The sequence below is a fragment of the Streptomyces sp. NBC_01618 genome (genome assembly GCF_045209435.1).
Taxonomy (GTDB): domain Bacteria; phylum Actinomycetota; class Actinomycetes; order Streptomycetales; family Streptomycetaceae; genus Streptomyces.
The window spans coordinates 7211769-7224198 of the sequence record NZ_CP109297.1; the positions used below are offsets into that span (position 1 = coordinate 7211769).

The window sequence follows — 12430 nt, forward strand, 5'->3', positions numbered from 1 at the left end:
TGTTGACGATGTAAACGGATGCGGTTTACGGTGTGGATGCATCCGATCGGCTTACCCGGGCGGAACGGGCGCTTGGTCGCCGGAGTGGGGATTCGACGGCTGAGGCCGAACGCCGCGCAATCGAGGCGAAGTTGCCGTCTGTGCGATCACCGCGCGCACCCCGACTGCTCTCCCGCCGAGACCGGGGCGCCGTTGTCCCGCTGGTCATGCCCGGAGCCGGCCCGCGAGGCGTGGCCAGCGGCGCCGACTGCGCGCTGCGCCGGTGGTGGGCACGGCGCCGGTAACCGGTCGCCCGCCTGACACGCACCGTCCATGGCACGTCCGTCAGTGCTGCCACGTCACGGATTGCCCGGCTTCTGGTGCTTCCTTCCAACGTAGATACAAACGTGTCCGCCGACGCCTTGTTCCGCTCCGGAAGCAGGAAATAGCATCCGGCGCAATCGATCTTGGAGGGGTTCGGAGTGTCGAACATAAAACGCGTGAAGCCGGCGCTGATCGCAGCGCTGATACCGATAGTGGTGCTCGGCGTCGCCGCGCAGCCGGCGATGGGGCAGGTGCCCCTGCCACCGTCGATCAAGACCTACGAGGGAGATCCCGGCCGGCTCGGCGACGCGGCGAGCTGGCGTACCCCTGAGTTCAACCGGGACGCCGGCCTGGTGTCGATGGGAGCCGAATTCGCCTACTCTGCCGGCTACTCCGGCACCGAGATGAACATCGGCGTCGTCGACTCGGGCGTCTTCGCCGGGCACGTCCGGGAGCACGGAAGCCTGGACACGAACTACGCGGTCGGGGACCGCTACTTCTCAGTGGAGGCCCAGGGCGGCCAGACGGGCCCCACGCCGGGGTTCTACAACCCGGCGCTCAACGACAGCCACGGCACCCACGTCAGCGGGACCATCGGTGCGAGCCGCGACGGCGTCGGCGAGACGCAACCGGCCGGGCCGGATGCCAACATGCACGGCGTCGCGTTCAACAGCAACGTGTACATGGGCAACACCGGCAAGAAGGACGGCGTGCTCTACGGTCTCCTGCCGGCGAACGCGACCGCCGCGCAGACGCCGGACGACGCCTACATCGGCAATGTCTACCGGGCCGTGAACTCCGCCAAGACGGCGAACGGCGAGCCCATCAGGATCATCACCAGCAGTTGGGGTAGCCAGCCCAACACGGAAAACTACAACACGTATGACACGCCGCCCGGCAGCCCGGCGGGCTTCGGTCTGAACACGGCATGGCGCCTCTGGTCCACTCCGGACGGCGTCGTCGACGCGAACGGCAGCTCCGCCCACTGGCTGAACGGTGCCATCGAGGCCGCGCGTACCGGCACGGTCATCCAGTTCACCGCCGGTAACAGCGGCTACGTGAACCCGTCGCCGCGAGGCGCCGCGCCTTACTTCATGCCCGAGCTGGAGGGCAGTTGGTACACGACGTCGGGGGTCAACCCCACCCAGGGGCGCACGTTCAACGCTGACGGCTCCGTCCTGGTCCCCGGCCAGCAGACGTTCAACCAGTGCGGCGTCGCGAAGTGGTCCTGCGTGACGGCGCCGGCCAACAGCATCAACAGCACGACCGTGTCGGTCGTCAACGGCGTTCCCGAGCCCCGTTACGGCAGTTCGTCGGGGACGTCGATGGCCGGCCCGCACTCGGCGGCCGCACTGTCGTTGATCATGCAGCGCTTCCCATACATGACCAACGAGCAGGCGCTCTACACGATGTTCACCACCGGCCGGCAGAACAACACGATCAGTGACGCGGCGGGCAACGCCGTGCTGAACCCCACCGGCGGCCAGACCGTGCAGGTGCCGGACAGCCGCAACGGCTGGGGCACGGTCAGCCTGCGGGAGGCCATGAACGGCCCGGGCCAGTTCCTGGGGCCGCTCGTCGTCGACACGCAGGGGCGCGACGACGTGTGGTCGAACGACATCTCGGACGTCGCGATCCGGGCCCGCCAGCAGGAGGACGCCGCCGAAGCGGCCGCCTGGACGGCGACCAAAGCCGCCAAGGGCTGGACCAAGGGCCTGCCGGCCGGCGCGAGCGACGCCGACAAGTCGGACTACGACATCGGGGTCCGCCGTGAGCAGGCCCGCGAGGCCCGCGCCTACGAGGGCAGCCTCACGAAGCGTGGCGACGGCACCCTGTTCCTCACCGGAAGCGAGACCTGGCACGGGACGAGCACCGTCCTCGACGGCAAACTCTCGGTCGTCGGCTCGCACGCGAGCGCTGTCGACGTGCGCGGCGGAACGCTCGGCGGCAGCGGCACCGTGGGTGACAGCATCAACGTCAGCCACGGCGTGCTGCGGCCCGGTCTCACGGCCGACGAGGCCGCGCAGATCACCGGCGCTTCCGGCGCCGCAGGCAATGTCCTGAACGTCGGCGGGAACGCGACCATCGGCAAGCAGGGTCGCGTTGCCGTCACGATCTCCGGCGACCGGGACTACACGAGCGTCCGGGCGGCGGGGAACCTGGTGCTGGACGGTGAGCTGGACCTGGACGTGCGGGGCGAGCTGACCCCGGGCACCGTGTTCACGATCATGAGCGGTAGCTCGATCAAGGGAGCCTTCCACGCGCTGCCGGAGAACCGGGTCCTGAACGTGGGCGGTTACCTGTTCCGGGTGTCCTACGAGGACAACAGCATGACGCTGACCGTCATGGACGCGGTGCCGAACAACGGGAGGTAAGCCGTGACCCGTTGACTCAACTCGGCTTGACCACGGTCGAGCCGTAGTCAAGGGGCAGAAAGGAAGGGTGGGCCGCGACGCCGATCTCGGCGTCGCGGCCCACCGATTCACGTGGTCATCTGTTGCGACCGGGCGTCGACTCAGCCGCGCCGAAGGTTCTGCGGTTGCGGCAGATCTGGCGTTACCGGCGATGAGCAGGCCGCTGGACCGGCGTCCGGGACGGGGGTAGGACCACGTCGTATGCCTCACGCCTCGACCGACGCCGTCAACACCGCCCGGACGGTCTTTCTGCTGGGCGGGTGGGGGACGCAGTCCAAGGCTGCGTCGTGGGCCCGGCGGCCATCACTTACGTGGCGTCGGTCTGAGGGTCGTCGTCCTGGTCGGTCGCCAGTGCGGCCGGCAGCGGCAGCCCGTACTTTTCGCACAGGAATCGGGTCTGGCAGTACCGCTGGGCGTCGGCGGCCACCCTGCCGAGGACCGCGGAATTCATGCCGGCACCGATGAGGACACCCACGAACGGCACGACCTTGGCGACGTTTTTAACTGGCACCTTGGAGCCGGCCGGGCCGAGCTGCTGCATCAACTTCTCAAGGGCGGCCAGGAGGCGGTGGTCCTGGCGGAGCTTCTGTGACCAGTTCACGCGTCCCTTGACCGCGTTCGCCGCCTGTGCGGCGTCACGCAACGGCTTGGCTTTGGCCGCCTGTGCCATGAAGGACCTCTGTACCAGGCGTTGGATGAAGTCCTGCTCCTTGGGGTCTTTGGCGTCGTAGCCGTAGGAGTATGCGATGCGCGATGCGATCGACGTGCTCAGGACCTGGACGACGAGGATGTCCCCGGTCATCGCGACGGGGATACCGGCGACGGGGACCATGGCCAGCAGGCCCATGGCGCCGCCTTCGAACGCGCCGGTGGAGCGTTCAGCTCGGGCTTCTCGACCAAGTACCGGATGCTGGACAAGGACCCGTACTGGGTGGACTTTCCCGAGTTCGCGCACTGCGATGCATCCAAAGCGACCGTGACCTGCACGGTTCCGAAGCCGTAAGTTGCTGATCGCCGGGTGGGGCACAGCTCCAGGTTCTCGCTGGGCCCCACCCGGCCCCACGCTGCGTACGGAAGGAGATCAGCAATGTCCGATGGTCTTGCTTGGATCGCGGATGCCTGGTGGAGCTCAACGCTGAACGCCGGTGACCTGTACATCACCTGCGCCCGCGGCCTGACCCCTGAGCAGCTGGCCGAACGCATGGCCGACCACGAACCTGTCGAGATCGGGCCTGCCCTCACCATGCACGAAGCGTCCCGCATGGTCGACCTCACGCAGATCTACTGCGTCGGCCGCGTCGGCCGAAGCGATGACTGGTCGTTCATCGTGGAATGCGGAGGCAGCGAAGGCTGGGCCCTGGACCCGGCAGTCTCCTGCGGCGCCGAAGTCCTGATCCTCGACCCCCGGCCGGACGATCCGCCCTCCTTCTTCACGTACCTCGCCGACGGGGAGGTACAGCTGCACTTCGAATTGGGGTTCGGCTACGACCCCGCCGGAGCCCAGCCCGACCTACTGCGCCCGGCGCTGGAAGCGGCCGGACTCATCCCACCGGAAGACTCCCTCGACGACCTGCTCGGCGACGATGAGGAACTGTCGCCCCGCGAACAGAAACGCCGGGTACTGACAGTCGCTGGTGAACATTTCGGGCTGACCCTCCCCCGGCAGCTCATCGAGAGCGGACAGCTTCCCACCGCAGTCACCCGCATCTCACCTCCCTCGTCCTGGTAACCGCCCAGGAAGACCTCTGCCACCAACGCACCTCAAACGCCCCACTGAGGAGCCGATCTGCGTCGATACGGTCGATCGGGAACAGAATGCCGTCAAGCAACGCGTACGCCTTCATCGCACGCGCCGCCAGCCTCCCAGCGCTGCGGTATCAGAAGGATCGGCACGCCACACCTCGAACGAGATCCGGTTTGCCACAACGCACTTAAAAGCAAGACCTGCCAGACGTGATCACGCGCGGGGCCTGGTGTCGAGGAGTTCGGCCCGGACGGTCTTGCCGCAGGGTGGGTGGGGGACGCAGTCCCAGTGGTCGGTGAGGGCGGCGACGAGCAGCAGGCCCCGGCCGCCGGAGTGCAGCGCCTCGGGTTCGGCGTCCGCCGGAGGGGGCTGCGGGTACACCTCCCCGCGGGCGTCGGTGACTTCGACGCGGAGGCGGCCGGCCGCCGGGTCGAAGACGAGCGTGAGCCGGAAGCAGCGACCCGGTACGAGGCCGTGGAGGACGGAGTTGGCGGCAAGCTCCGCGACCACGAGCTCGGCACGCTCCGTGAGGTCATGCGTGGCACCCCAGGTCCGCAGCTCGGTCCCGGCGAGCAGCCTGGCCAGCCGGGCGCCGCGCCGTGTGGACGACAGCAGCTGCGTGAAGGTGCGGGAGAGGAGGTCGACTTGGGGCAGCGCGTGGTTCATGGCGTCAGAGTGATGGCCGGAGGTGCCTGGGGTCGAGCGCCGCACCCCGTACGCGGAGTCAGCGTACGGGCACGAAGAGTGGACGGTACGGTGTCTCTTCCGTCACGCTGAGTTGCGAGCCCGGGGCGGTGTCAGGAGCCGTCGCGGTGCGGTGCGGAGAGGGGCAGGGCGGATGAGCATCGGTGTGGGGGAGGCGGCCGGGGGCGTCGGCGCACAGGGAGTTCCGGCCGGGGAGTGGGAGCGCGAGCCCCATCCGTCGGACAGTCTGCGCACGTTCGGCGCGGTCGTTCAGGCGCTGCGCGAACACGCGGGTCTCAGCCGGGTCGAGCTCGGCGCCCGGGTCCAGTACTCCAAACACACGGTGGAGTCGGTGGAGTTGGGCCGACGGATGCCGGACGGGGTGTTCGTGGAGCGTGCGGAGGAAGCGCTCGGCAACACCGGTGTGCTGCGGAAGGCCGCCTGCCATCTCACCCGCGGCGAGGCGGGGCTCGCGGCGTGGTTCCGGCGGTGGGCGAGGCTGGAGCGGGAGGCGGTGAGCCTGTGCACGTACGAGTGCCGGCTGGTGCCGGGGTTGTTGCAGCCGGAGGCGTATGCGCGGGCAGTGTTCGACAACAGCATCCCGCTGCTGACCGACGAGCAGACGGAGGCTCAGGTCACCGCGCGAATGGAGCGGCAGACGATGATGCGGGAGAGGCCGACCGTGCCGTTCGGTTTCATCGTGGAGGAGTCGGTTTTTCGACGCGGGCTGGGTGGGGCGCAAGTGCAGGCGAGCATGCTGGACCATGTGCTTGAGCTCACCGCGCCACGTAACGTGACGCTGCAAGTGGTGCCGCTGGAGTTGGAGTTTCATGGGTGCCTGGACGGGCCCATGCGGATCTTGGAGTCTCCGGAGGGGCGGCGGCTCGGGTACTCCGAGGGGCAGCAGAACGGTCGGCTGATCTCCGACGCGAAAGAGATGAGCCTGCTCTGCCGACGCTATGACACACTGCGCTCGCAGGCCCTCAACCCCAGGGAATCCCGGGACCTGCTGGAGCGAATGCGAGGAGAGCTATGAGTAGCGGTACGTCGGAACTCGCCTGGTTCAAGTCCAGCTACAGCGGCACCCAGGGCGACGACTGCGTGGAGGTCGCGATCGCCGAACAGGCCGTCCACGTCAGGGACTCCAAGGACGTGACCCGCCCGGCCTTCGCCGTCGGCCGCGAAGGCTGGGGGCAGTTCGTGCGGTTCGCGTCGGAGCGCTGAGTGACTTGAGGGCGTGCCGTCCGCTGGAGCGGCGGACGGCACGCCCTCACCGCGTTCGGGAGCCCTTGTTCTCGTCCGTGGGGGCGTAGCCGAGCGCCGCGCGGTTGATGAAACGGTCACCGAGGTCGCGAACAGGCGCGGGTTTCGGCTTCTGGGCGGCGTTTTTCGCCGTGGACTTCTTGGGGGCGGCCTTCTTCGTGCCCACAAGCTTGGCTGGTGTCGCCTTCGCCTGCTTGGCGTTCTTTGCGGCCGGCGTGTTGCGCGCCGCGTACTTCTTGCGGAGCGCCGAGAGCTGCTCGCGTTCCTGGACGGCCACGTTGGTGGGGAGGGCTTCGGTGAGGGCGCGGGTTCGGCTGAGCGCGTAACGCGCCGCATGCCAGCGCTTGTTGTTGATCGCCATGCGAGCCAACCCGATGGTCTGCTGCAATGCCTTGATCTTCGCGGGCTGCCGCCGGGGTATGGGGGACTCGGCCCCACTGCTCCGCCGCTGCCCGGCGGCACGGGTACCCCAGTCCGTACCCGAGGTCAGGACGACGACCGAACGGGGGTTGCTGCTTTGGCTTCGACATACCACGTGCGTTGGTTCCTTGGTTGAGCGGTGGGGCATGCCCTGGGGTGGCCTCCAGGTGGGGCCACCCCAGGGGCAGGTCAGTCGTGGCGGGGGCCCTGGCCGGGGGGCGGGGTGAGGGTGGAGCGGTAGGTGCCGGACTCGCCCTCGGTGAGCGGGGTCTCCAGGGTCAGGCCGGCGGCGGCCATACGGTCGTACTCGGCGAGGATCAGGTTCTTGGTGCGGTATTCGCCGTGCGCTTTGATGTCGTTGTCGCGGGTGACGTTGAAGGTGTCGAGGATGTACGCGGTGTCCTCGCGGGTGATGCCGTAGAGGTGGAAGAACAGTGCGTCCAACTCAGCGCGGATGACAACGCGGCGGTCGGGGGCCCAGCGGAAGGGGGCGTCCGTGTCGTCGAGGTCGCGGGCGAAAGCGCTCATGTCGTGTGCGGTGTAGGTGAGTTCGAGGATGCGAGAGGTGATGAACGCCGCGTGGGGTGCGAGCTGGTCGGGGGTGGGGACTGGCATCTGTTGGACATATCCGTAGGTGAGGTGCGTGCCGCCGATCTTCTGGCGGACGGAGTAGTCGCAGACCATGGACGACCAGACAGCGGAGCCGCCTGTCGTCCACGGCCTTCTGCGGATCGGCCGGCCACTCGTAGTCCTCCCCGGGCATGCCCAGGTACAGGTAGCCCTCGCCGTCGCGGCCCCCGGAGGCGGAGGTGTCCCGACGCGGCTCGTACCGGAACGCGCCGCCCTCCTCGGTCCGCCAGACGGTCAGGTACTCCTGGCCGCACTCACGGCAGAACGCCAGCGGGAACAGCGGCTTGCCGTCGCTGCCCGGCTGCTCCAGCTGGTAGGTGCGGGTGAGTGGCCGGGTGAGCGGATCTTCCAGAGTCGTGAAGACGGTGTCGCCCTTGGAGAGGAACTGGTGCAGTCGGAAGGCGAACAGCGGCCGTTCCGTCACCGGATGCTTCGCCTGCGCACCCGCCTCCAGCGTGGTGCGGATCGCCTCGCGCACGCTCTCCTCGGCCACCCCCGATCGGGCGGACAGCTCGGCGGCCGCCTCCTCGACGGTGCCCGGGGCACAGCGGCGGAACCTCCCCGTACCCTCCTCGCGCTCCAGCCCGAACCGGGACTCCACCCAGCAGGCCAGCGAGTCCTTCGTCAGCGCCCCGTACGAGCGGGGCGCCGCCGGCACCCGCAGCCGCTCGGCGGGCACGGTCACCGGGGCCTCCTGGGTCGCCCGGACGAGGGTCTCGCCGATGACCCGCTTCGGCAGCACCGTCGTACCGAACAGTCGGCCGGCGACCCTGGCCACCTCACGCTGCTGGTCCTCCCACGAGCCCTCGGTGGACATGGTCGCCGAGGTGCCGATGCACTGCAGCGTCGCCGAGGCCCGGCAGGCCTCACGGACCCGGCGGATCAGGAACGCCACGTCCGCGCCCTGCCTGCCCCGGTAGGTGTGCAACTCGTCGAAGACGAGGAACTGCAGCCCGTCGGCCATACGGATCAGGCTCGACCGGTCGTCCGGCCGGGTCAGCATCAGCTCCAGCATCACGTAGTTCGTCAGCAGGATGTCCGGAGGGTTCTTGCGCAGCTCCCGACGCTGCTCCTCGGACTCCTGGCCGGTGTAGCGGGCGAAGGTGACCGACTCGCGACCGGTCCCGAAACCGTGGCGCAGGTACTTCTCCAGCTCCATCAGCTGCGAGTTGGCCAGGGCGTTCATCGGGTACACGACGATCGCGCGTACTCGGCCCCCCGCGTCCGGGCCGGCTGTCTGACGTTCCTTCAGGACGCGGTCCACGATCGGGACGATGTACGACAGGGACTTGCCGGAACCGGTGCCGGTGGTCAGCACATAGGAGTCGCCCGCCTGCGCGGCCTCGATCGCCTGCCGCTGGTGGAGATGGAAGGTCAGCGGACGACCGTCCGGGCGCAGCGAGCTCTCCTTCTTGCCCGCCTGGAAGATCTCCGCACACCTGGGGTGCAGCACGCCGTCCCGCACGAGGTCGGTGACCTGGCCGCCGTCGGCGAAGAACGGGTTCAGCGAGAGCCACGGGTCGGGCCACTGCGACTTCGCCGCCAGGTCGTCCTCGACGAAGCCTGCGATCCGGGCGTCCCGGACCACCGTCGCACTCTTGGTGAAGCTCTCGTACTCGCTGATCAGGTCGGCATGGATACCGAAGACGTCCATCGTCTCGGGCAGGCGCGGTTCTCTGCGCGGCACGGGTGCGGGCGCGGCCGGGGTGCGCTCGGGAAGCAGAGAACGCAGCCGCGCCACCGGGTCCATCACCTGCCAGTGCGGAGCCAGCAGGGCGGCGGTGTCGTCCGGCGCGAGCGCGAGCGGGACCAGCGCGTCACGGACCAGAGCGGCGTTCTCGGGCCGCAGTTCGGCGTCCTTCTCCAGGAGGCGGTCGACGAGTCGGACCAGCCCGGCGGGCAGGTCCGGGCGTACCAGGGTCAGCAGCGGTGGCCGCTCGTGCTGGTGCTGCTCGGAGAGCTCGAAGGGGGTTCTGGCGGAGAACGGCGGCTGCCCGATCAGCAGTTCGTACAGGATGCAGCCGAGTGCGTAGAGGTCGGCCAGGGCGGAGACGCGTTCGGCCCGGAACTGCTCGGGTGCCATGTAGCGGGCCGTGCCGACGCTGACGCCCGTGCTGGTCAGTCGCGTCTGGTCGGGATCGTCGACGATCGAGCCCATGCCGAAGTCGAGGACTTTGACGGTGCCGTCTCCGGTCAGCATCACATTGGCCGGCTTCAGATCGCGGTGGACGACCCCGGCTGTGTGCGCGGCGGCGAGACCGGCGGCTATCTGCGCCCCGACGGCGGCTACCCAGGAGACCGGGAGCTGGGGCTCCTCGTCGATGAGGTCCGCGAGCGGATGACCGTCCAGCAGTTCCATGGCCAGGTAGGGCAGACCGCTGCCGCCCGGCGCCCGGTCAACGCCACCGTCGATCAGCAGGGTGAGGTTCGGGTGGCCCTGGGAGAGCATGCGCATGATCCGCACTTCGCGGCGGAAACGGTCGATCTCCTTGCCGGACCCCGAGGCGTCGACGGCGACTCCGGTCCGGCCGCGCAGCACGGTCTTGACCGCTACCTCGTGGTGCGGGGAGTCCGGGGCGGCCCGGAGGTCCTCGGCCCGGTGCACCTCGCCCATGTTCCCGCGCCCGACGATCCCCGTGATCCGGAACCGTCCGTCAACCGTTTCCAGGCCCACTTGCCCTCCCCGTTTCACCCGTCACGTGCAAGACGGGTACATCTTGCAGGGGGTGTACACCTTCACCTCTCAAGGAGGGCGGCGTCTTCATGTATACGTTGTCAACGCGTTATGGCTCCTGTGAATCCTTGAGTGGTCGAAGTGGATCGCATAGTTGGTTCGAGGCAGAGCCGCCCGCTCGGTGTTCAAAGATCGCCGACTTGGTTGACTGGCCAGTTTCCGAGATGCCGTTGGTGCCGCGTGAGGCCCCGGACCCGGCCCCTGTGGCGACGGCGGAGGATGACGCGATGGCGGTGGCTCAGGGTGTCTGACGCGGACCGGATATGCGCGGAGACGGCCGGTTGAGAAGGAAGTCGCCGACGTTCAGGGTCCCGCCAACTGTCCGTGGAGACCGCCGGTTGGGTGGACGGAGTCATACCGTCGAGGGCGACGCAGCGACGCGCATCAGTCCTTGCGGCGGCGAGGCCCCGCACATCGCTCGCGGGGTGGGGCCGACGCACCAGCGCGGCCCCACCCGGCACGTCAGGGCCAGGTCGGCCGATCAGGTGCCGATACCGCGATTCTGCGTAGTCCCTTCGAGTAATGCGTTACCCATAAAGGGCGAACCGTAACAATAAGGGGCGGGGGGGGAAGGAAGATCGACGGGAGAGTGGTGCATGCCCCTGCGGAGACGTAAGGCGCAGCTGAAGACCCAGGCCGGGAAGGCGGCGGTCAGTGGTTACGGCGCGGTGGATGGGCGCCTGCCCGTCAGTGAGCTGGCCAGGCAGTTGCTGCGCAAGGCCTTTCCCGACCACTGGTCCTTTCTCCTCGGTGAGATCGCCCTCTACTCGTTCGTGGTCCTGGTCCTCACCGGCGTGTACCTCACCCTGTTCTTCGACCCGAGCATGACGGAGAGCGTCTACACCGGTTCCTACGTGCCCCTTCAGGGGGTGAGGATGACGCAGGCCTACACCACCACGCTCGACATCAGCTTCGACGTGCGCGGAGGCCTGCTGATGCGTCAGATCCACCACTGGGCGGCACTGGTGTTCGTCGCCGCGATCGCCGTCCATATACTGCGGATCTTCTTCACCGGTGCCTTCCGTAAACCGCGGGAGGCCAACTGGATCGTGGGCGTAACACTGTTCGTCCTTGCGCTCCTCGAAGGATTCGCGGGCTACTCGCTGCCCGACGACCTGCTGTCGGGTACGGGCCTGAGGACGGCGGCCACCATTGTGGGGTCGATCCCTGTCGTCGGAACGTACCTGGAGCTGTTTGTTTTCGGCGGACAGTTCCCGGGCGATGCCGTGATCCCCCGTCTGTACCCCGTGCATGTCCTGCTCGTGCCCGGTCTGATCGTGGGGCTGATCACCGCTCATCTCATGCTGGTGGTCTATCTCAAACACACCCACTGGGCGGGTCGGGGGAAGACCAACAAGAACGCCGTCGGCTCACCGGCGTTTCCTCACTTCACCGCGAAGACCACAGGTTTTTTCCTCATGGTGTTCGGCGTGCTGACCTTGCTGGGCGGGCTCGCCCAGATCAACCCCGTATGGAACTACGGCCCCTACCACGCCAACCAGGTCTCCGGTAACGCACAGCCGGACTGGTATGTCGGGTTCCTGGAGGGCGCGCTCCGGCTGATGCCACCATGGGAGACCGATATTGCGGGCCACACCATCATGTGGAATGTGTTCATTCCGGCGATCGTGCTGCCAGGCGTGGTCTTCACAGTGCTGTTCCTCTATCCCTTTTTCGAGAAATGGGTGACGGGCGACCGCAGGGAACACCATCTGTGCGACCGGCCGCGCAACCGGCCGACCCGTACGGGGCTCGGCGTGGCGGCCATCGTCTTCTACGCCGTTCTCCTGGTCGCCGGCGGCGACGACGTCGTCGCCCTCTCATTCAGGGTTTCGGTCGAGGCCATGACCTGGATCCTCAGAACCGCGCTGATCGCCGCCCCACTCCTGGCCTTCGCGCTGACCAAACGCCTCTGCCTCGCCCTTCAGATGCGGGACCGCCGCCGACTGACCGAAGGTGAGGAGACCGGCCAGGTGACACAGTCGGTGAACGGTGATCTCTCGGAGAGCCGCCGTGGCCTGAGCCCGACAGCCCGCTACCGCATCCTGATGCGTGATGTCCCGACGCCCCTGGAGCTCCCCGCGAAGGGCCCGATCTCGAGTCGGCGACGGCTTCGGACCGTACTGAGCGGCTGGTACTACGGGGACCTCGTGGAACTGCCCGTCACGGAGGAGCAACGGTCCCGGATCGCGGAGCGGATGACACCGCCGGAGCCGGTCCGCGAACGCCAGGACTGAG

Annotated in this window: 9 protein-coding genes and 1 pseudogene; 5 read left to right on the forward strand and 5 right to left on the reverse strand. The window is 68.1% G+C overall.

Annotated elements, in window-relative coordinates; genetic code table 11:
- Window positions 1-479: 479 nt before the first annotated feature.
- The gene (locus OH735_RS33520) at window positions 480-2678 is read left to right on the forward strand and encodes a S8 family serine peptidase (RefSeq protein ID WP_406385402.1); all 2199 of its coding nucleotides are present in this window, start codon (window positions 480-482) and stop codon (window positions 2676-2678) included.
- A 346-nt stretch (window positions 2679-3024) separates the two neighbouring features.
- On the opposite strand, the gene OH735_RS33525 is transcribed toward OH735_RS33520, so the two are convergent.
- Window positions 3025-3780, reverse strand: a complete 756-nt coding sequence (locus OH735_RS33525) for an EcsC family protein (protein WP_406385403.1) — start codon at window positions 3778-3780, stop codon at window positions 3025-3027.
- A gap of 24 nt (window positions 3781-3804) precedes the next feature.
- On the opposite strand from OH735_RS33525, the gene OH735_RS33530 reads away from it, so the two are divergent.
- Window positions 3805-4446 (forward strand): DUF6461 domain-containing protein, encoded by a 642-nt coding sequence (locus OH735_RS33530; RefSeq protein ID WP_406385404.1) that lies wholly within the window; start codon window positions 3805-3807, stop codon window positions 4444-4446.
- Between the two features lie 228 nt (window positions 4447-4674).
- Here OH735_RS33530 and OH735_RS33535 read toward each other — a convergent pair whose 3' ends face one another.
- Entirely contained in the window at window positions 4675-5127 is a 453-nt protein-coding gene (locus OH735_RS33535) for an ATP-binding protein (RefSeq protein ID WP_406385405.1), read from the reverse strand.
- A 172-nt stretch (window positions 5128-5299) separates the two neighbouring features.
- Here OH735_RS33535 and OH735_RS33540 point away from each other — a divergent pair, with 172 nt between their 5' ends.
- Entirely contained in the window at window positions 5300-6181 is an 882-nt protein-coding gene (locus OH735_RS33540) for a Scr1 family TA system antitoxin-like transcriptional regulator (protein ID WP_406385406.1), read from the forward strand.
- Window positions 6178-6369, forward strand: a complete 192-nt coding sequence (locus OH735_RS33545) for a DUF397 domain-containing protein (protein WP_254585222.1) — start codon at window positions 6178-6180, stop codon at window positions 6367-6369. Before OH735_RS33540 ends, OH735_RS33545 begins: the two co-directional genes overlap by 4 nt.
- A gap of 46 nt (window positions 6370-6415) precedes the next feature.
- Here OH735_RS33545 and OH735_RS33550 read toward each other — a convergent pair whose 3' ends face one another.
- The 3 genes and pseudogenes from OH735_RS33550 to OH735_RS33560 all read right to left on the reverse strand — a co-directional run.
- Window positions 6416-6796, reverse strand: coding sequence for a hypothetical protein (locus tag OH735_RS33550; protein ID WP_406385407.1), 381 nt, complete (start codon window positions 6794-6796; stop codon window positions 6416-6418).
- 221 nt (window positions 6797-7017) lie between these two features.
- Complete coding sequence (locus OH735_RS33555) at window positions 7018-7356, reverse strand: hypothetical protein (RefSeq protein WP_406385408.1); 339 nt, start codon at window positions 7354-7356, stop codon at window positions 7018-7020.
- A gap of 172 nt (window positions 7357-7528) precedes the next feature.
- A pseudogene (locus OH735_RS33560) lies at window positions 7529-10132 on the reverse strand (protein kinase domain-containing protein); the annotation flags it as partial.
- 656 nt (window positions 10133-10788) lie between these two features.
- Between OH735_RS33560 and OH735_RS33565 the strand changes: the two are divergent.
- Window positions 10789-12429, forward strand: a complete 1641-nt coding sequence (locus OH735_RS33565) for a cytochrome bc complex cytochrome b subunit (RefSeq protein WP_406385409.1) — start codon at window positions 10789-10791, stop codon at window positions 12427-12429.
- Window position 12430: the final 1 nt, after the last annotated feature.

Bases quoted from the DNA above. Each gene is read 5' to 3' on its own strand.
- OH735_RS33545 (WP_254585222.1), top strand. From the start codon at position 6,178: ATGAGTAGCGGTACGTCGGAACTCGCCTGGTTCAAGTCCAGCTACAGC.
- OH735_RS33540 (WP_406385406.1), top strand. From the start codon at position 5,300: ATGAGCATCGGTGTGGGGGAGGCGGCCGGGGGCGTCGGCGCACAGGGA.
- OH735_RS33535 (WP_406385405.1), bottom strand. From the start codon at position 5,127: ATGAACCACGCGCTGCCCCAAGTCGACCTCCTCTCCCGCACCTTCACG.
- OH735_RS33555 (WP_406385408.1), bottom strand. From the start codon at position 7,356: ATGAGCGCTTTCGCCCGCGACCTCGACGACACGGACGCCCCCTTCCGC.
- OH735_RS33565 (WP_406385409.1), top strand. From the start codon at position 10,789: ATGCCCCTGCGGAGACGTAAGGCGCAGCTGAAGACCCAGGCCGGGAAG.
- OH735_RS33530 (WP_406385404.1), top strand. From the start codon at position 3,805: ATGTCCGATGGTCTTGCTTGGATCGCGGATGCCTGGTGGAGCTCAACG.